Raw genomic sequence first — 18465 nt, 5'->3', positions numbered from 1 at the left:
AGGCCATACTTTCGCGTTAGCACTAACTAGCAGGTGTGCAACCCAACGCAGCCGCAAAAACGAAAGCCCTCAAACCTCGCAAAACACTACACAAGGCACAATAGAACCCATGAGTGCAATAACTTCGGACATGTTGGACGCCCTAGCTAAGACTTTCGTCATCGCCCACACGGAGGACTCCGACGAACACCTCGCCCAGGCGCTGGTGTTCAATGCTGGACGCCTCGCGTGGCGCATGCGCGAAACCGGAGTGACAACGGAGCAGAAGACGAGCATTTCCGACGTCGTCACGGAGGCAGATCGTGCCGCCGAGAATTTCGTGGGAACCGTCCTCGCACAGCTGCGGCCCGAAGACGGCGTGCTCGGCGAAGAAGGAGCCTCTCGCGAAGCAAAGTCCGGCAAAACGTGGGTGATCGACCCTGTTGACGGCACCTACAATTTCACTGCCGGCTCCGATTACTGGTGCTCCGCGCTGGCGCTGGTCACTGGCGATCCAGGCAATCCGGACGAGCTGCACTTCGGCGCAGTACACCGGCCTGCGATGGGCTACACCTGGTTCGGCGGACCGAAAATACCCACCACGCGCGATGGGAAGGCTGTCGCACCCTTGGCTGACAAGTCTCCAGCGGACATCAGCCTGGGCACGTATCTGCACCCGACCTACTTCCGTCAGGACGAGGTCCGGACCGCGTGGCAGACGGTCGCCCAGGAGTTCGCTTCCTTGCGCATGCTAGGTGCCGGTTCCGTCGATCTCGGTGGCGTCGCCGACGGCTCCCTCGGCGCCTGGCTGCAACACTCGGTAGCCGCCTGGGATTGGCTGCCTGGCCGTGCACTCGTGGAGGGCGCAGGCGGTACGACCGCCACGTTTGAGGCAGGTGGCGTTACCTGGCGCCTGGCCGGGAATGCGCAAAGCGTCTCCGAAATCCGCGCACTGTTCTAAGGTGAACTCTATGTATGCTGACGACCTCGCCCTCGCCCTCGAACTCGCCGAACTAGCCGACGCCATCACGCTCGACCGTTTCGAGGCCACCAACCTGCGTGTCGAAGCCAAACCCGACCTCACCCCCGTCACCGACGCTGACCTCGCCGTCGAGGAGGCAATCCGCGCCCGACTCGCCACCGACCGTCCCGCCGACGCCATCATCGGGGAAGAATTCGGCGGCGAAACCACCTTCTCCGGCCGGCAGTGGGTCATCGACCCGATCGACGGCACCAAGAACTTCGTCCGCGGCGTGCCCGTCTACGCCACCCTCATCGCCCTGCTTGTCGACGGCCAACCCGTCGTCGGCGTCATCTCAGCACCCGCGCTTTGTCGACGTTGGTGGGCTTCCCTCGACTCAGGCGCATGGCGCAGCTTCAATGGCGGCTCCCCTCGAAAGCTCACGGTATCCGCGGTAGCAAACCCTGCCGACGCCTCCGTGTCCTTTTCCAGCCTCGACGGTTGGCGCGACCGAGGGACCCTCGACGGTTTCCTCAAACTTAGCGACGACACCTGGCGGCTCCGAGGCTTCGGCGATTTCTTCTCCTACTGCCTGCTTGCCGAGGGCGCAGTAGACATCGCAGCGGAACCCGAGGTCAGCCTCTGGGACCTCGCCCCGCTCGCCATCCTTGTCAGCGAGGCGGGTGGTAGCTTCACCTCCCTCGACGGCACTGCAGGGCCACACGGCGGATCCGCGGTAGCAACTAATGGTCTCTTGCACGATTACGTGCTCAACCTGCTGAAATAGCCAAAAACGCTTTCGTGACGAAGACCGGCTAGCACCGCAGTGCGAACCGGTCTTCGTCTCTTTTTATTTAAGGGAGTCTAAAGCCCGCCCCCGGGCCACCCACAGTGTCGAGGTGGGCCAACACGGCGTCGATAGGCGCGCTCACCGTAGGAGTGTGCAGCGGTCCTTGCCAAGGAGTCCGGCAGGCCCCGTTGGGGATGAGGCGACTTCCGCCGGAGACGATACCGACCAGTCGATCACCGGCAAGCATCGGGCCGCCAGAATCACCCTGCATGGCGCAGACCTGCGACTGGTACTGATCCCAGGCAATCCCGCAGGTCAACCCGGTGGCGACTCCCTTCTTACACAGCTGCTGCCCCAGCGTCGTAACCCCTCCGAGGGCATTCACCGTGACACCTGCATAAGAGCGGGTCACCGTGGCTTTGTTGTTGAACACCACCGCCGCGTAATCCAGTTCAGGTACGGATTGGGTGACTACCCCAACCTCGCCCACACCGGGAGCATCCGCGCTGTAGACCTTCTCCCCCGTTCCACCGCAGTGTCCGGCGGTGATGCCTACCTTGCGGCCAGCGGCATCGAAGCCAGCTACGGCAAGCGTGCAGATCTTGTTCCCAACAAAGATGGGCGTTCCTGGTCCGAGCAGCGCGGTGCCTGAATTCTCGGACTCGCGCGATTCTTGCGGAATGTCCGGCGCGTTAAACCAAGAGCCTTCCACGCGATGCAGCACCGGCCCGAGATGCTGTGCCATGACTTGGGCTTGGACATCGTTACGCCACTGATAGTTCCAGTCCGCTTTCGGTGCAGCCAATCCCGCCTCGCCAACCGAAGACCCTTGAGGCATCTCTTGGGCAAATGCACCGGTGGGAGCGCAAATACTTACGCCCGTGGCGAGGAGAGCAGAGACGAATAAGGTGCGGATTCGGCGGGTGTTAATCAAGATAGTCCGATCATATTTCGAATAGGCAACAAAATGCTGCCACAGACACTCTTGAGGCGAGTGTGACGGATGTGCATAACGTTCTCGATAATACTGCCACGGTTTGCGCGCGCCGAACACCCTTTACCCCCAATTGGACCGCCCGCTGAAGAAAATGATTCTCAAGTGGGCAGATTGGGGGTATCTAGCAGATGGCTAGGTGATTTCGAGAAGCGCTTGGCCACCTTGAACCGCGTCGCCAGGGGCGACGTGCAGGCGGGTAACTGTACCCGCATTCGGTGCCGTAATTTCAGTCTCCATCTTCATCGCTTCGAGGATGAGCACGACCTGGCCGGCTTCAATTTCATCGCCTTCCTCGACCAGTACCTTGAACACCGATCCCGCAAGGGGCGCGACGATCGCGTTCAATGAGGTACCCGATACCTTCGCGTTCGATGGTTCGGTGTGCACCCCAGTGCCGCCGCCGAAAACGATGGGAGCGAGCGTGCGCTGCTCTTCTTCCACCTCAACTTCGACGCTGTAGGCAATACCGTTGACGGTTACTTTCAGTTTCATGGCTGTTGTTCCCTTAGTGCTACCGATTAGAAGTGAGGTGTGTGACGAGTCTGGACTTGTTGACGCCCCTGCGCCGCCCACGTGGAATGACGCGCGAGCTTCACAGCCTTAACCTTGCCCCGGTTACCCAGGTAGGCCGATACCGCAGCGCTGATCGCGAGCAGCACATCCTCCGAAACCTCTTGGTCCGAGCGCTTCTTCAGTTCCGCCAGTTCGGATTCGACTTCGTCCAAACGCCGGGCCAGCTTCTCGACGAGCTCCTGGAGCTCAACATTCGTTGGTTCAGTCATTACTGTTCTCGACTCCTTAGGACGGACCCAAGCCGTGTTTCTTCGCCGGGCGAGTAACACGCTTGTTGGCCAGTACTTCGAGCGCCATGGCAATCTCTGCCCGGGTGTTGGCTGGGTCGATGATGTCGTCGACAAGCCCGCGGGAAGCGGCCATGAACGGGGTGGAGAACGTGTCCTTGTACAACTGGATCAGTTCCTCACGCTTGGCTGCTGGGTCCTCTGCGGCTTCGATTTCCTTGCGGAAGACTACATTCACCGCGCCTTCGGCACCCATCACGGCGATTTCAGCAGTTGGCCAGGCAAATACCCGGTCGGCGCCAAGGTCCTTGGAACACATCGCTAGGTGAGCGCCACCGTAAGATTTGCGCAGGACAACGGTGATCTTTGGCACGGTTGCGGACGAATATGCGTATAGCATTTTTGCCCCGTGCCGGATGATGCCACCGTGCTCCTGGGCCACGCCCGGCATGAAGCCTGGAACGTCCACCAGGGTGACGAGAGGGATGTTGAAGGCGTTGCAGAAGCGGATGAACTGAGAGCCCTTGTCGGAGGAATCGATATCCAAAACACCAGACATGACGTTTGGCTGGTTGGCGATGATACCCACGGTACGGCCCACCACTCGGCCGAAGCCGACCACAATATTGGGCGCGAAGCCGGCTTGGGACTCCAGGAAGTCGCCACGGTCGACGATGCGGGCGATGATCTCGCGGACGTCGTAGCCTTTCTTGCCCTCGACTGGGACGATGTCGCGGAGAGACTCATCGGGTTCCACCACGAAATCTGGGTCCACCAGCGGCGGCTCCTCGGTGTTGTTTTGTGGCAGGAAGCTCAGCAGCTTCTGCGCGATGAGGATGGCCTGCTCATCGTCCTCGGCAATGAAGTGGATATTCCCTGCCTTAGCCATGTGAGCGTCTGGACCGCCGAGCTGTTCAGCTGTCACGTCCTCGCCGGTCACCGACTTAATCACGCCCGGGCCGGTGATGAACATGTTGGCCTTGCGGGTCTGGATGATGAAGTCAGTCAAAGCCGGTGAGTACGCAGCACCACCAGCGCAAGGACCTGCAATGATGGAGATCTGTGGCACCAAACCGGAAAGCAACACGTTCTGGTAGAACACCTTGCCGTAGCCGGAGAGCGAATCAATGCCTTCCTGGACGCGAGCTCCACCGGAGTCATTGATGAAAACAAACGGCGTACCGGTAGTAGCAGAGGCTTCCATCATCGCTGCCACTTTGTTGGACTGTGTTTCACCAGCCGAGCCGCCCATAACGGTGAAGTCCTGGGAAGCTACGTGCACTGGCCGACCAAGGATGGCACCCACGCCGGTGACGACGCCGTCTGCAGGAGCCGTCGCCTTGTCCATACCGAAGTGCGTCGTCCGGTGCTTGGCGAACATCCCGGTCTCGTGGAAGGTGTCTTCGTCGAGTAGCAAATCGACGCGCTCCCGTGCGGTGAGCTTACCCCGCTCATGTTGCTTTTCGAGTTTCTCTGCGCCACCGCCAAGGGAAACTTCGCGCTTGGCCTCAGCCAGCTTGTCGAGGCGCTCCTGCATCGTTGGTTCTTGAATCGTCATGGTTTCGATAGCTCCTTCTAGGCTGGTTCGACCTTGACAGTCTGGCTGCGGCCACCGACCGTGACCTTGTACTGGATTGGCTCACGCACTGCCTGCGCAGCCCCGGATGCCTGCTCTTTTTCTTTGGCCAACTGCTCAGCAGTCTTACCGACGTTCTTCGGGCCATCTTTCCGCGTCTTGAAGAAGCCCGGCGCTACCCCTGGGAACAGCGCATTGGTGAGGACATCTTCGTCGCTGCCATCAAAGCCTTCGAGCCCCTGAGCCTGCTCGACGAGCTTGTCCCACTCAGGTTCGAGCAGGTCAGCTGGGCGGCCGGTAATGGCTTCCTTCTTAGTCTGAGCTGCAGCTTGCTCAATCAGTTCAGGGTTACGCTCACCGATGCATTCGCCGTAGTAGCCGAGCATCAAGTCTGCGAACTCGGCCGTCATGACTTTGTAACGACCCATCAGTACGTTGAACACAGCCTGGGTGCCAACGATCTGCGAAGATGGCGTGACCAGCGGCGGATAGCCAGCGTCTTTGCGGACGACAGGAACTTCGCGCATCACTTCGTCGATACGGTCGCCTGCCCCCTGTGCACGCAGCTGGGATTCCATGTTGGAGAGCATGCCACCTGGGATTTGGGAGAGGAAGATATTCGTATCAACCAAGGTCTTGGACTCGAATTCCGCGTACTTCGGGCGGACAGCCTTGAAGTGGTCGCGGATCTTGATCAGGCGGTCCATGTCCAGGTCGGTGTCATACTCGGTGCCTTCGAGCATTTCGACCAAAGACTCGGTGGGGTTGTGGCCCGGGCCAAGCGACATGGAAGAGATGGCCGTGTCCACCACATCTGCGCCAGCTTCGATCGCTTTCATCAGCGTGACCAGGGTGACTCCGGTGGTGGAGTGGCAGTGAACGTTGATCTGAGTATCGGCACCATAGGTGTCCTTGATGCCCTTCACAATGTCATAGGCGGGCTGCGGCTTCAGTAGCGCAGCCATGTCCTTGATGCAGATCGATTCCGCACCCATGTCGAGCAAGCGACCAGCCTGCTCGATGTAGCCCTCGACGGTGTGCAGTGGGGAAACCGTGTAGCAAATCGTGCCTTGGGCATGCTTGCCGACCTTGGTCACGGCGCGCATCGCACGCTCTAAGTTGCGGGGGTCGTTAAGGGCATCGAATACGCGGAAGACGTCCATGCCGTTTTCCGCCGACTTCTCGACGAACTTATCGACGACCATGTCTTCGTAGTGGCGGTAGCCAAGCAGGTTCTGACCACGCAGCAGCATCTGCAGCCGGGAGTTTGGCATGAGTTTGCGGAAAGTCCGGAGCCGCTCCCACGGGTCTTCGTTGAGGAATCGGATGCAGGAGTCGAAGGTAGCACCTCCCCAACATTCCACTGACCAGAATCCGGCTTGATCAATTTCTTCGCAGATCCCCACCATGTCCTCCATGGCCATACGGGTAGCCATGAGTGATTGGTGGGCATCGCGCAGGGCAACTTCAGTAACACCAATTTTACGAGGGCTCATGCACCCTAGGTTATGCGAATTACGCTTGTCCCGCAGTTCGATCTAGCTCACAAGAAGCAGGTCACAAATCTGCTTCTCCGCCAGCAATTCGGAGAAGAATACACCGAGGTAACCTCAAGTTTCCAATCTGGGTGTAGCTGAAACGCTATTTGGCTCTGGCCAGGGCACCTTCGGAGCAAAAACTGCCCGTTTTCAGGGGCACGAACCCCCAAAAGTTCCTGTCCGATCGGACATGTGATTTCAAACTCGCTCCCCCGCAGGTCGCGTTATCGACGCTTACGCAGCTGCAATAACACCGGTCCCCGGCCCTGGGGGTTTGCTGCCCCACTACACCCGGTGTTCGCAGTGCAGGACCCGCAACCGGAGGATGGGCAGGAGCTTAGGGATTCCCGCACGAGTTCCCCGCTGCGCTCCAGGTGCTCCATAACGAGTTCCACCGTGCTGGGCGATAGGCCAGTCTTCCGGGCAATTTCCGGGCGGGAGGTACAGCCCGACCGGATCGCTGACTTGATTTGTTCGCTAGGTGTCACAGGAAGACCTTGAGGATTTGGAATGCCGCCACCGCGAGGACCCACGCCCCAACAAGCTGAATCGCGAAACCGAACATGGTCCACTTCCACCCAATTTCTTTGCGCTGAGCAGCCATAGTGGCCACACATGGGGTGTATGCGAGGAGGAAGATCATGTAGGCCCACACGGCCGCAGACGCGTGGCCACCTGAGGCGTTGTCAAAGTCCTGACGGATATTTGCTGCCAGTGGTGATTCGGCTTGTTCCTCGGGTGCTGCGTCGGTGACATCTTCCACGGCATAGGTTTGGGCCCAAGTGGAGATTAGGGCTTCCTTCGCCACGAATCCCGTGATCAACGGCCCGGTCAGAGACCAGGATCCGAAACCAGCTGGTGCAAAGGCCGGGGCCATCGCCTCGGAAACCACTCCATACACCGAATCTTGCGGGTCTAGGTCTTCGTCGGCGATGCTGTGTCCGCCTACCACCGGGATGGACATCATCAGCCAGATCGCTACCACGGTCACCACGATGATCCCGCCTGCGGTGTTCAAGAAGGCCTTAAGGCGCTGCCACATCACGCTCAGCGCAAGTTTCACGGTAGGAAGCTGGTAGGTCGGGAGGTCAATGACTAGCGGTTCGCTCGGCATCGCGCGCCACAACGTGGAACGCAGCAGGAAACCTGCGCCGATAACCAATGCGATCGAGAGCACGTACATGGCGAACACCGCGTTCCCTGCGTGCTCCGGGAAGAAGATCGTCGATAGCATCAAGAACACGATGAGGCGCGCGGAACACGAGGTGAACGGAATCAGCAGGGAGGTCAGAATCCGGTGGCGGGCGTTGCCCAGCACGCGGGTCGCGGAAATCGCCGGCACATTACAACCAAAGCCGACCACGATTGGAATAAATGCCTTTCCTGGCAGGCCAATCGCACGCATTGCCCGATCAGTTACCACGGCAGCTCGGGCCATGTAGCCGGAGTCTTCCAGGACGGCCAGACATAGGAACATCAGCGCCAACAACGGCGCGAAGGTGAGCACCATGCCGACTCCGCCGATGAGGCCGTCGACTAGCAGGCCGGTGACCAGCGGATGATCACCATGGATGGCGGTGAGTCCGGCGCGCGCGGCGTCGGAAAACGGGCCCGTGATGAGCGCTTCGAGGCCGTCCTGCAGCGGGCTGGCGATCTTCGTGGTGATCATGAACACGGCCCACATCACGGCCAAAAACAGCAGCGGTCCGAAGAACGGGTGCAGCGCGACGCGGTCCAGACGCTGCGAAAAGGTCTCCCCTGCCTCCCGCTCAGTCACCGAGGCCTTCATCGCGGCGTCGATGTCCGCGAAGCGCGCGTCGATGTCATGGTTGACACGGACCTGGGTCGCGGGCCCTGCCAGCGCCTTATCGACGGCCTCCCGCAACTCTTCCACACCCTGATTGCGGCGCGCGTTGACTTCCACCACCGGCATCCCGATGCTGGCAGCCAGTGCGGCGGCGTCAATGCTGATGCCCTGGTTCTCGGCGACATCCATTTTGGTGAGGGCCACGACGATGCGATACGGCTCCTCCGCAATCTGCATCGCCAGGTTCAGGCCTCGCGCTGGCGCCGAAGAATCTACAAGCACCACAACAGCGTGTGGACGTTCCTCGACAGGCTTCTCGACGAGCATCTCGCGCGTCAATTCCTCATCCGGGCTCAACGGGTCCAACGAATAGGTGCCCGGGAAGTCGATAAGATCCAGGTCGCCCCTGGTTTTATCTCGCCACAGTCCACGGCTGACTTCAACGGAAGTGCCAGGCCAGTTGCCCGTCTTTACCTTCGCACCGGTCAACGCGTTAAAGACCGTAGATTTGCCCGAATTGGGGGCGCCAACGAGCGCCACAATAGGGGTCCCCTCGGGAGCTACCGATGTGGAGGAAGCGGCGTGACAACTTGGGGCTAGGTTAACCCCGCCGCTCACAGCTTGATATCCAGTTGCTGCAGGGTCTTGCGGTCAATGGCATAGCGTGCGGACCCAACCGTCACGATCCGGCCACCACCGGCGACCTTTTGACCGAGCTTCACCTGGATGCCTGGGCGAATCCCAAGTTCGCGGAGGCGCAAAGCCAGCGCAGGGTTGGCCGCGGTCGCTCGTTCCAGACAGCATTCCGGCAAGCTAGCGACACAGCCGATAGGAGCAGCGTCGGCGGAAATGCAGTCCTTGCGGACGCACTGAGGAGCAGTGGCCATAGTGAACACAGCAAACTTCCTTTGAACTCGGATTATGCGATGCTTGCCCGGCATCAAACTAGGCAAGCTTCACCTTAGAAAATCTTGGTAAGGCTAACCTTAACAGCTTTCGGACAATCAGAGCAATAGCCAGTTTTCATTTACAACACATGCTTATTGCGGAATTGGGTGGGGATAGTTTTTTGGGGTGTTTCGACGGAGCGCGGTTCGGCGCTGGCTAGCCCTTTGAAGGATCCGGACATCCGATTGGGGTTAAGTAAAGAAAAGTGTGTCTCTGCTGCGTGTTTTCCGCAGCGTAGTGGGCCTGAAGCCAGTGTTTACTGTTGTCTGGGGGGCCGTAGCCCGCTCGATGTCGTTCCTTCGGTGTAGTCGGACTACCGCTGTGGGATTTATTTCATGAAAAAACGCTGTTCTACGTAGTCGGACTACGCCGAAGCGACGACATAGCACTTTTGCAGCACACCCGCACCGCCGACGACACCCCGACGAGACACACTTTTCTTTACTTAACCCGCCAACAGCCAGCGATACAGAAAACCCCTTACCGGAAACTTCCAGCAAGGGGTTCTTATTAGTAGCGGGGGCAGGATTCGAACCTACGACCTCTGGGTTATGAGCCCAGCGAGCTACCGAGCTGCTCCACCCCGCGACGGGTGATAATTCACCTCGCTGCAACCACTTGTTAAACAAGCAATCGCAGCGACATGGAACAACTATACACATCACCCGCCCGCCACGCCAATCTGCAGGTCAAAAGGGTTTCTCGCATGGAATTTATCCGCGAGCCCACGCTCCGATGGCTCCTGGCAGCACGGCAGGGAGATCGCCCAGCAGGGCTTTCATGTTCCCTTCCTCCTCGATCGGGCTTGTCACTGTCTTAACCTTGGACTTTTTGGAATCCTGCGAATTCGCCGCCAATGGCATCCCGCCGAAAGGCACCGCTCCCCGTCCAGTGCCAGTTGAAGATCCCCCGCCAGCAGTCGTCACCGGTGAGTTCATCGGGTTTGCCACGCCGAATGAACTAGGGGGTACTGCCCGAGCTCCTACACCTGTCGGGCCGGCCGATCTCGCGTTCGTAGCAATGTTTGGGTCGATAGGGCGTCGGAAAGTTTCGGGATTTACTCCGAGTTGTCCGTGTTGTGGCCGCTGGTAAATCGGAAGGCCTGAGTTTGGAGCAGTCGCGCTAACCGTACCAACGTGCGGGGCAGTCCCGGACCCACGCAGCGCGGAACTTGGACGAACCCGACCGGGTTGCGTACCTCCAGCGCCGGCGAACCCAGGCGCTGTAACCATTGAGGCTGCCACATTGCCAGGCGTGCTCCCACTGAACGGGACAGCGGCGCTCTGCGCACCAGAAGTTGGCCCGAAGGCACCAATGCGTGGACTCTCAAAACCAATGTTGTTCCCGAGCAGGCCCGCGCCACCAGCCGCAGTGGTGGAGATATGACGTGGGTCTATGCTTGGCGACCCCACCGCGGCGAGTTCCGTGGCTTGTTGATTGATGTGTCCGAAAGAGCTAGCGGTCAGCCCTCGGGGGTCGTCGATAAGGCTCTGCAGCTGTCGGGAGCCGGCTTGAATCATTTCGACCCCGGGCAGGCCGCCACCACCGGCGATGTCATTCATCGACAGGTGCAGCGCGCCGCCGGTACGCCCGCCGGCGTCCATGTCCATGAGGTTGCGCAGCGACGGCACCACGGATTCGACGGCGGCTGGAAAAGTTGATCCCATGAAGCTCGATAGGAATTCTTGTTCGGCTGCGGCTCGCTCCACCGGGTCTTCAATGAAGGCAATCGCTAGCTCCGCGAGGGCGACATGAAACGCGCCGGCCTGCGCTACCGCCCCCATCGACTCGACAGAAGTTGCCATCACCTGCGCATTTACTGAAAAGCGGTCTGCAGCGTCGGCAATCTCCAGCGCTCGGTCGACGGCCTGCTCTATCGCCCGCGCCTTATTGATCTCGTCCATATCCCAAGCAGTCAGACGAATCCCCTCAGCTAGACGTGACGCATTCTGCGAAAGTCCTCGCCAAACATCAGCCGTCGCCGAAACAGCTGAAGAATCCGTTCCAGAAAACGCAGCGCTCAACTCAGCCAAACTCGACGGGACGCTTACCACGGGCGTGGGGAACTCGAAATCCTCGAAAACAACATCCGGGCGCTCTGGGAAGAGCGACTCCCACCCGCCCACCGAACCACCAGCGTCAGCAATCTGTACCGCCCGATCAACCAGCCCCTCCTGGTCAACCAGCGCCCGCTCTGTCGCCAACAATCCATCCCGCAACCACGACACTTGCTGTGCATACTTCTGCAGCGTAGCGACGGCAGACCCCACCCCACCATCGACAACGGCACCATGAAACTGCCCCATCTGGTCCAAACCGGACACTTCCGAGTACGAGGCGGAGATGGTGCCTTGACCACCTAACCTATGAAACTCGTTCGCTTGAGACGAAAGGTCTTCAATTTCAGAAACTTGGTTACGAAGAACCTTTTGGTTAATTTCTAGACGATCCATTCCGAGCAATTCCTTCCACAATCGGATACAGCTTTTCCAAAAGTGCCAAGGAACGATCACAAACTTCTTGCTCTGTCATCTTCTTATTCCGGTCTTCGAAGTCGACATCAAATTGTCCACCTGAGGTCTGGGCAACCGAAGCACAGGTGAATTTATCACCCACCGCGAGACGATACTGATACACATTCGGAATCGAGGTGCGTAGTGGCAGATTCACTGCCTCACCAACTGACTCTGCCTTTGCCTGCGTACCCGTATTCACCGCTAGACGCACGCGATTGGGAAATCTTTCCCCCGATTCCACTGAAAACCCACAAAACCTAAATTGTGCTCCTGGTTCATGAGTTATCCGCGACCTCTCCCCCAACCCAACCTCCCGCAGCACCTCGTCCGGGATTTCCGAGCAAGGGTCGACGATACGAAAGCCGGGGGCTTTCGGGTCGAAGGAGGCGGGCGTCGATAAGTCAACCGTCGGTAAGCCTGGGCTTTCCGCAGCGTCCACAGCCACCGATGTAGGTGACGGCGGTGCGGGCGGGTCCCCTGCGCTACAGCCAGTTAAAGCAAGCAAACAACTTGTGACCGCAATGGCACCTGAGGCGTTCTGAACTCTCAATGAATACCGACGACGCACATTCCCCCCTCATGGAAATAGCTCACCTAGATACGTCGGGCTTCATTCTAAGTGCATACCCCCTCACTTGCATTAGACTTCCCGACGCCCCGAACCGATCCATCCTGCCCACAAATTCCCCCTTTATGGGGGTATGGCGGGCGACTGCGCAGCATAGCCAAAAGCTAACCCCCGACACCACCTGCGGTTTCAGGAGTGTCGGGGGTTAGCGGAATAGTCAGTCGAAATCGACCGCCCAGTGCGGGCCTCGGCTTACGGCTGCGGTGCTTCCTGCGCCCGGCGGAATTCCGCCATAGCGCGGTCGAGCTCGTCGAGAGCCTTGCCGTACTCCTCATGGGAAGAACTCTTAGCCTTGTTGAGCTTGTCCATCGCCTCGTTCACCTTCGCCAGGGCCTCCGTCGCATTTGCGGGCGCGGAAACCGGCACGTCACCGGCCTTGTTCTCTTGGCTTGGCGACGCCGTGTCTCCAGTCGCCTCAGGAGCCTTCGGCACATCCTTGGCGTCCTTCAAGTCGTTGGCGGCTCGCGGGTCAATGCCAACCTGCGACAGCGCTTCGGCGATCGTCGGGGCGTAGCCGACTTTGCCGTCATAGGAAACCAAGACACGCAGCAGCTTCGGGAACGCGGACTTTTGATCCTTGCGCTGAGTGTAAATCGGTTCGACGTAGAGGATCTCCCCGTCGCCGACCGGCAGCGTCAGCAGATTACCGTTGGAAAGCTTGTTGGTCTGCTCCCACAGCGCACGGTCCCGAGCGATCTGGTCAGAGGACATCATCGTGTCCTGCGCCTGCTTCGGCCCCTGGGTCTGAGTGTTCGTTGGCAACACGCGCACAGTGATCTTGCCGTAGTTTTCGGGGTCCGAAGACGCCGTCATGTGCGCCGCCAGGAAGTCACGGTTCAAGCCACGGAACGGGGTGATGAGCTGGAAGGATGGTTTTCCGGTCTCCGGATCTGCCGCCACGACGTGGTATGGAGGCTGTGCCTTATCCTTACGGTTTTGCTCAACCGCAGTCGGATCACTCGGCACCGACCAGAACGCGTCGTTGGTGAAGAACACGCCTGGGTCGTCAACGTGGTACTTCGCGATCAGCTCACGCTGCACCTTGAACATGTCTTCCGGGTAGCGCAGGTGCTTATTCAGCTCGTCAGAAATCGACGACTTCGGCTTCACCGTGTTCGGGAACACGCCCTTCCACGCCTTCAGCACGGGGTCTTCCGTATCGAATTCGTACAGCTCCACCGTGCCGTCGTAAGCATCCACGGTGGCTTTTACCGAGTTACGAATGTAGCTGGTCCGCTCGTTAATCAACGCCTGATTCGTGCCGTCCGGGTTGAGGGCATCTTCCGTAGCTTCGGTCAGCGAAGTGCGCTGCGAGTAAGGCAGATTATTCAAAGTGGTGTAACCATCGACAATCCACTTCACCCGGCCGTCGATAATTGCAGGGTACGTGGCGGAGTCAGTGGTCAGCCACGGTGCGACCTTCTGCACGCGACCGCGAGGGTCACGCTCGTAGATGATCTTTGACCCCTCACCGATTCGGTCCGACAGCAACAGGTTCAGCTCCTGGTAGCGAGCAGCAAACATCGTGCGGTTAAACATGTTCGAAATGTCCACGCCGCCCTTGCCGTCGTAGGTGAAGTTCACCCCGTCAGCGTCGTATTCCACCGGGGTGCCTTGCGTGCCGACGATCGCGTAGTCCACATTTCGTGGCGTATCCGAAATTACCGGGCCGTAGTACAACCGCGGCTGGACAACTTCCAACCCCATCGGATTCTTTGCATTGCGCTCCTGAGCTTGCAGGTCTGCAACCGAGTACATCGGATAGCCACCGCGGGTGGAGCCAACATCCCGGGCAACTTCATCGACCTGATTAGCGGGAGCCGCAATGAAGCCATTGCCGTGCGTGTATACCGTGTGCTTATTGATCCAGTCGTTCTGGTTGCCGGACAACGCGTTCGGATCCATCTCGCGAGCTGCCACCACATAGTCCCGCAGCTGGCCGTCGGTTTCATAGCGGTCAATGGACAGAGTCTCTGGGAAACCATAGAAGTTCTTCAGCTGCTGTTGCTGCGTGAACGTATCGGAGAGGACCTCCGGATCCAGCAATCGGATGTTAGAAACGGTCGCTTCATCCGCCGCCACTGCTTCCGCAGACTTCTTGTCTGCGGACTTTGAGCCCCAGTCGCGCTGGTAGGTCACCTTGTCGTCGGTAAGGCCGTAGGCAAATCGGGTGGCCTCGATGTTTCGACGGATGGATTCCGCTTCCTTTTGCGCGCGGTTCGGCGCTACCGAGAACTGTTCCATCATGAGAGGCCAAGCCACGCCGATAACGCCCGCGGACAACAGCATGAGCACCGTGGCCAGCGCGGGGATGCGCATGTCGTGCAACACGATCGTCGAGAAGAAAGCCACTGCTACCAACGCCGCAATAACCATAAGCACGATTTTCGCTGGAAGGTAAGCATGCAAATCTGTGTAGGAGCCACCAGTGAAGGTGGTGTGCTGGACGCCCAGGAGGTCATAACGCTCCAACCAGTAATCTGCGACCTTAACCAACATCCACAGACCCGCCGTGATCGCGAGCTGCACCCGAGCCGCGCTCGAAACAAAGCCCTTTCGCGTTGGGCTACCAGCACGAATGCTGCCAAGCAAGTAATGGCCAATCACAGCAACGAAGAAAGCCAGCGCCAGCAACACCGACAGCGAATCCACCACGAGGTGAAACATCGGGAGTGAGAAGGCATAGAAACCGTAGTCCATGCCGAACTGCGGATCCTGCTTGCCGAAGCTCTCCCGATTTAGGAACAGCGACACCGTTCGCCAGGCGCTTTGGCCAGCAATACCTGCGATAACGCCCACGAAGAGCGGGATTCCTAGGAGAAGTTTGCGCAGGCTTTGCTCAATCAGACGCCGGTAGCCGTGTACCGGGCTATCCAGTTCCAAGACATCCAAGGTGTCAGGCCGATAGCGAAACGCCATGAACCCGGCCAACCAAACGATGAATGCCGCAACTGCGCCGAAAATAGCGAACAGGGCGATCCGGGTGAAAAGGACCTGGGTGAACACACCACGGAAGTCGACCTCACCGAACCACATCCAGTCCGTGAAATATCTCACCGCTACTGGTGCCAGTACTATGAACAAGGTGAGTATCGTCAAGACAATCGACAGTGTCCGCGGTGGTCGTTTTGATCGGGATCCAAGGCTCGTGGCCAATTCCCAACTCCTTTTCACTATCTAGCTTTGGCAGTCCCCTACACTTTACGGGTTTTCCTCTCTAGGCAAACTCACCGCTAGCCACAAAAGTTCCACCTCAATTCGTAGCAACAAGGAAAATTCACCCCCATGACAACCCCAGAACAGGCCAGCTCCAACCCATCATTGAACAAAGCAATGCTGGAAGCGGTGGATTTCATCCATGCTGAAGGCTGGGATGCCAACCCCACCCTGTTCGCGCTAGTTCCGGTTGAGCTTCTGGGACTACCGGAGGAGGAAGGCCCGCTTGCCCTAGTTGTCCAAGACGAACTACAAGGTGCCGTGGAGGATCTACTCCCCCAGTTGGCGTGGCCCGCAGAAGTCGAAGGCGTAATTCTGGCCCAAGAAATCATGTTCCGCGAGCAGGGCGAAACTGATGCCCGCCCAGCCCGCCTCTACTCCGGTGTGCTTCGCGACAATTCTCAGCTCACCTTGCTACAACTACGCCCCACCGAAGAAGAACTCGCAGCTCCCTTCGCAGACGACAAGGTCGAGCTCCGCGGGGGCACCAACATCGCACCCGAAGTGATCGAAGCACTGCGGTTTACTTTAGATGCCCAAGAAATGGATGAGGAATAGCCCGGCAATCCTGGTGGTGCATTTCACGGTTCACGGTGGGGTGGGCTTTTGTAGCTGAGTCGAATACTCACAGCCCGGAACTCGGTTAGACGCCCGTAGCTGGTGGCGGGCTCGTGGCTTGGGTCGGGTGTCTAGCCGGGGCTTCAGAAGCGCTATGTCGTCCCTTCGCGGTAGTCCGACTACCTAAAGCATCGAAAAATCCCCGAAATTAGGGCGTCTGTGTAGTCCGACTACCGCGAAGGGACGACATAGGAAGTTTGCAGCCCAAACAGCCCAAACAACCCAAGCCCAAACAACCCAAGCCCAAACAGCCCAAACAACCCAAGCCCAAACTGCCCAAACAACCCAAGCCCACCCCACCCAAGCTCAATCTTGATAAAACCGATTAGCCAAGTCCCCTGGACATCCATCGATAGGTTAAGGTGGAACTCGTGCTATCGCGCTGCAAAACATTGACAACTGCCCTGGCTGTACCGCTCGCGGCAGTACTTTTGGTCGCGTGCGGAGGGGCAAAAAAAGACGAACCCAACCCGGACAACACGGTCGCAACTGCCACAGAGACGTCGACAAGCCCTGGCAGCGCGACGGCCACCACGGCTCGAACCGTGGAGACTTTCTCCACGTTTTCGCTGGACCCAGGTTCGCGGGAGCTGGCGAAGGTGCGGGAGAACTTCGGGTCCTTGGCTCCGTCAGAGTTCTTTGAGCTGTTTACCAGCTGTGATTCCAACGGGATCCCCGATTCCTACGCGTGCACCGGCCCCGAGGTGGGGCAATTTCAGTTCTTTAGCGGTGATGCCAAAGCGGCTTCCACTACCCAGCTGCTCACCGAGCTTCGCAGTTCCCGCGTGGTAGAGGATTCTGGTGATCGCATCGTCGGTTGGTCGACTTTGGGGACCACCGCGGTCATCACAGTGGTCGATAATAAGAGGGGCTTGACCATGCAACAGATGGTATCCTCGGACAAACAAGATCCACGCAAGCGGATCGAAGAACTCGGGTTAGCTACCGAAAAGCGCAGCACTACCGCGCCTTCCGAAACTCCCGAAGCTACCCCAACGGCCACCACGCCATCCAGCTCCAGCTAGTACCATCTCCGCAGACGGCTACTTCTCGCAGCGCACGACCTCACCGCCCGAATTGTAGGCATTGAGCTGGTCAATCGCCTGCGCTAACGTGTCGACCTTCAATACCGTCAATCCCTCATGCGTCTTGCTCATCGCCTCCGCGCAGTTTGCGCTGGGCGCTAAGAATACTTCCGCGCCGGCGTCGGCAGCCGCTTGCACCTTATGCTTGATGCCACCGATGGGGCCCACGGTGCCGTTTTCCTCGATCGTTCCGGTTCCTGCCACGAACTTCCCACCGGTCAGCTCACCAGGGCTGAGCTTGTCGACGACCGCAAGGCTAAACATCATGCCGGCACTAGGCCCACCAATGTCTTTGAGGTTGTACTCAACCTTCGTGCCATCCGCAGCCACCGCCCCCATGGTGATTCCCAAGAACGCATTGCCGGTGTCCGGGTTCTTCCCCAAGGTGAGTGTCTTCGTCTCTGGCTGCGTCTCCGGTGTGGCCTGCGCACCCACGACGGAAAGCTCCACGGTGTCTCCAGGTTGCCCTGCCAGAACTTTCTCGCGTACCTGGCTCGGTTCGGTAATGGGTTGGCCTGCGAAGGCAACGATGCGGTCGCCAGGCATGAGAATTGACTGGGCGGCGGAATCGGGCACAATGTCCACAACCTCGACCGCGGTCGGACGCTCCAAATACTCCAGAGCAGCCAAGGTGGCAGCTGATTCTGATTGCGAAAACTGCACCTTGTTTTGATGATCAACTTCGGTCTGACTCAAGTTCGGTGGGAAGATCTGCTCGATGGGCACCAGGGTGTCATCATGCACGAGCCACCGGCTCAATGCCTGCGCGAATGTCAGCTGCGAATACACCGAGACCGTGGTCATGTTGAGGTTGCCACTGGTAGGGTCCGTTTCGGTCCCCGTTACTGCAACGATTGGTTTTCCCTCGAATTCCGCCAGGGTATTAAAGGTAGGGCCTGGGCTTTCCGCAGCGTACGGAACCGTGAGGGGAATGGACGTGAAGGGAACCGTCGGGGCTGTCGCCAGGTACGTCATTGCCAAGACGGGGATAGCTCCCCACAGAATG

The 18465-nt window shown here is 58.9% G+C and carries 16 protein-coding genes and 1 tRNA gene; 4 read left to right on the top strand and 13 right to left on the bottom strand.

Annotated features, from left to right (window positions below):
- Positions 1-109 precede the first annotated feature (109 nt).
- Together CEPID_RS03355 and hisN are read left to right on the top strand one after the other, a co-directional pair.
- Positions 110-940, top strand: a complete 831-nt coding sequence (locus CEPID_RS03355) for an inositol monophosphatase family protein (RefSeq protein WP_047239758.1) — start codon at positions 110-112, stop codon at positions 938-940.
- 10 nt (positions 941-950) lie between these two features.
- Positions 951-1727: a histidinol-phosphatase gene (hisN, locus tag CEPID_RS03350; protein WP_144413435.1), complete on the top strand. Its 777-nt coding sequence runs from the start codon at positions 951-953 to the stop codon at positions 1725-1727.
- Positions 1728-1794: 67 nt separating this feature from the next.
- Here hisN and CEPID_RS03345 read toward each other — a convergent pair whose 3' ends face one another.
- The 12 genes from CEPID_RS03345 to CEPID_RS03295 all read right to left on the bottom strand — a co-directional run bounded on the left by CEPID_RS03345 (position 1795) and on the right by CEPID_RS03295 (position 15696).
- A complete protein-coding gene (locus CEPID_RS03345) occupies positions 1795-2664 on the bottom strand; it encodes a S1 family peptidase (RefSeq protein ID WP_236684288.1) in 870 nt (289 codons plus the stop codon).
- Between the two features lie 195 nt (positions 2665-2859).
- Positions 2860-3219: a biotin/lipoyl-containing protein gene (locus CEPID_RS03340; protein WP_047239755.1), complete on the bottom strand. Its 360-nt coding sequence runs from the start codon at positions 3217-3219 to the stop codon at positions 2860-2862.
- 26 nt (positions 3220-3245) lie between these two features.
- A complete protein-coding gene (locus CEPID_RS03335) occupies positions 3246-3509 on the bottom strand; it encodes a hypothetical protein (protein ID WP_047239754.1) in 264 nt (87 codons plus the stop codon).
- Positions 3510-3525: 16 nt separating this feature from the next.
- Positions 3526-5085: an acyl-CoA carboxylase subunit beta gene (locus CEPID_RS03330; protein WP_047239753.1), complete on the bottom strand. Its 1560-nt coding sequence runs from the start codon at positions 5083-5085 to the stop codon at positions 3526-3528.
- Positions 5086-5102: 17 nt separating this feature from the next.
- On the bottom strand, positions 5103-6599 hold the full coding sequence (locus CEPID_RS03325; protein ID WP_047239752.1) for a methylmalonyl-CoA carboxytransferase subunit 5S: 1497 nt from the start codon (positions 6597-6599) through the stop codon (positions 5103-5105).
- 266 nt (positions 6600-6865) lie between these two features.
- Complete coding sequence (locus tag CEPID_RS13720; protein WP_407921615.1) at positions 6866-7036, bottom strand: hypothetical protein; 171 nt, start codon at positions 7034-7036, stop codon at positions 6866-6868.
- Between the two features lie 89 nt (positions 7037-7125).
- Positions 7126-8988, bottom strand: coding sequence for a ferrous iron transport protein B (gene feoB, locus CEPID_RS03320; protein ID WP_083984358.1), 1863 nt, complete (start codon positions 8986-8988; stop codon positions 7126-7128).
- Between the two features lie 74 nt (positions 8989-9062).
- Complete coding sequence (locus tag CEPID_RS03315; protein WP_083984490.1) at positions 9063-9335, bottom strand: FeoA family protein; 273 nt, start codon at positions 9333-9335, stop codon at positions 9063-9065.
- 575 nt (positions 9336-9910) lie between these two features.
- Positions 9911-9984 (bottom strand) — tRNA-Met (locus tag CEPID_RS03310).
- 125 nt (positions 9985-10109) lie between these two features.
- The gene (locus CEPID_RS03305) at positions 10110-11849 is read right to left on the bottom strand and encodes a hypothetical protein (RefSeq protein WP_047239750.1); all 1740 of its coding nucleotides are present in this window, start codon (positions 11847-11849) and stop codon (positions 10110-10112) included.
- The gene (locus CEPID_RS12840) at positions 11830-12357 is read right to left on the bottom strand and encodes a DUF3558 family protein (RefSeq protein ID WP_236684287.1); all 528 of its coding nucleotides are present in this window, start codon (positions 12355-12357) and stop codon (positions 11830-11832) included. The genes CEPID_RS03305 and CEPID_RS12840 overlap by 20 nt, the downstream gene beginning before the upstream one ends.
- 375 nt (positions 12358-12732) lie before the next feature.
- Complete coding sequence (locus tag CEPID_RS03295; RefSeq protein WP_144413434.1) at positions 12733-15696, bottom strand: UPF0182 family protein; 2964 nt, start codon at positions 15694-15696, stop codon at positions 12733-12735.
- Between the two features lie 129 nt (positions 15697-15825).
- Between CEPID_RS03295 and CEPID_RS03290 the strand changes: the two genes are divergently transcribed.
- A complete protein-coding gene (locus CEPID_RS03290; RefSeq protein WP_047239747.1) occupies positions 15826-16314 on the top strand; it encodes a PPA1309 family protein in 489 nt (162 codons plus the stop codon).
- A 452-nt stretch (positions 16315-16766) separates the two neighbouring features.
- Positions 16767-17399 carry a hypothetical protein gene (locus tag CEPID_RS03280; RefSeq protein ID WP_236684286.1) on the top strand — a complete coding sequence of 211 codons (633 nt, stop codon included), beginning with the start codon at positions 16767-16769 and terminating at the stop codon, positions 17397-17399.
- Between the two features lie 18 nt (positions 17400-17417).
- On the opposite strand, the gene CEPID_RS03275 is transcribed toward CEPID_RS03280, so the two are convergent.
- Positions 17418-18434 carry a YlbL family protein gene (locus CEPID_RS03275; RefSeq protein WP_047241315.1) on the bottom strand — a complete coding sequence of 339 codons (1017 nt, stop codon included), beginning with the start codon at positions 18432-18434 and terminating at the stop codon, positions 17418-17420.
- Positions 18435-18465 lie beyond the last annotated feature (31 nt).

The organism is Corynebacterium epidermidicanis, assembly GCF_001021025.1.
Taxonomy (GTDB): Bacteria; Actinomycetota; Actinomycetes; order Mycobacteriales; family Mycobacteriaceae; genus Corynebacterium; species Corynebacterium epidermidicanis.
The sequence above is the reverse complement of the archived record's forward strand: the minus strand, read 5'-3'. Positions and strand labels throughout refer to the sequence as shown.

Excerpts from the sequence above, each read along its gene's own strand:
- CEPID_RS03355 (WP_047239758.1), top strand. The coding sequence starts at position 110 with ATGAGTGCAATAACTTCGGACATGTTGGACGCCCTAGCTAAGACTTTC.
- hisN (WP_144413435.1), top strand. The coding sequence starts at position 951 with ATGTATGCTGACGACCTCGCCCTCGCCCTCGAACTCGCCGAACTAGCC.
- CEPID_RS03340 (WP_047239755.1), bottom strand. The coding sequence starts at position 3,219 with ATGAAACTGAAAGTAACCGTCAACGGTATTGCCTACAGCGTCGAAGTT.
- CEPID_RS03335 (WP_047239754.1), bottom strand. The coding sequence starts at position 3,509 with ATGACTGAACCAACGAATGTTGAGCTCCAGGAGCTCGTCGAGAAGCTG.
- CEPID_RS03330 (WP_047239753.1), bottom strand. The coding sequence starts at position 5,085 with ATGACGATTCAAGAACCAACGATGCAGGAGCGCCTCGACAAGCTGGCT.
- CEPID_RS03325 (WP_047239752.1), bottom strand. The coding sequence starts at position 6,599 with ATGAGCCCTCGTAAAATTGGTGTTACTGAAGTTGCCCTGCGCGATGCC.
- CEPID_RS03315 (WP_083984490.1), bottom strand. The coding sequence starts at position 9,335 with ATGGCCACTGCTCCTCAGTGCGTCCGCAAGGACTGCATTTCCGCCGAC.
- CEPID_RS03305 (WP_047239750.1), bottom strand. The coding sequence starts at position 11,849 with ATGGATCGTCTAGAAATTAACCAAAAGGTTCTTCGTAACCAAGTTTCT.
- CEPID_RS03290 (WP_047239747.1), top strand. The coding sequence starts at position 15,826 with ATGACAACCCCAGAACAGGCCAGCTCCAACCCATCATTGAACAAAGCA.
- CEPID_RS03275 (WP_047241315.1), bottom strand. The coding sequence starts at position 18,434 with ATGACGTACCTGGCGACAGCCCCGACGGTTCCCTTCACGTCCATTCCC.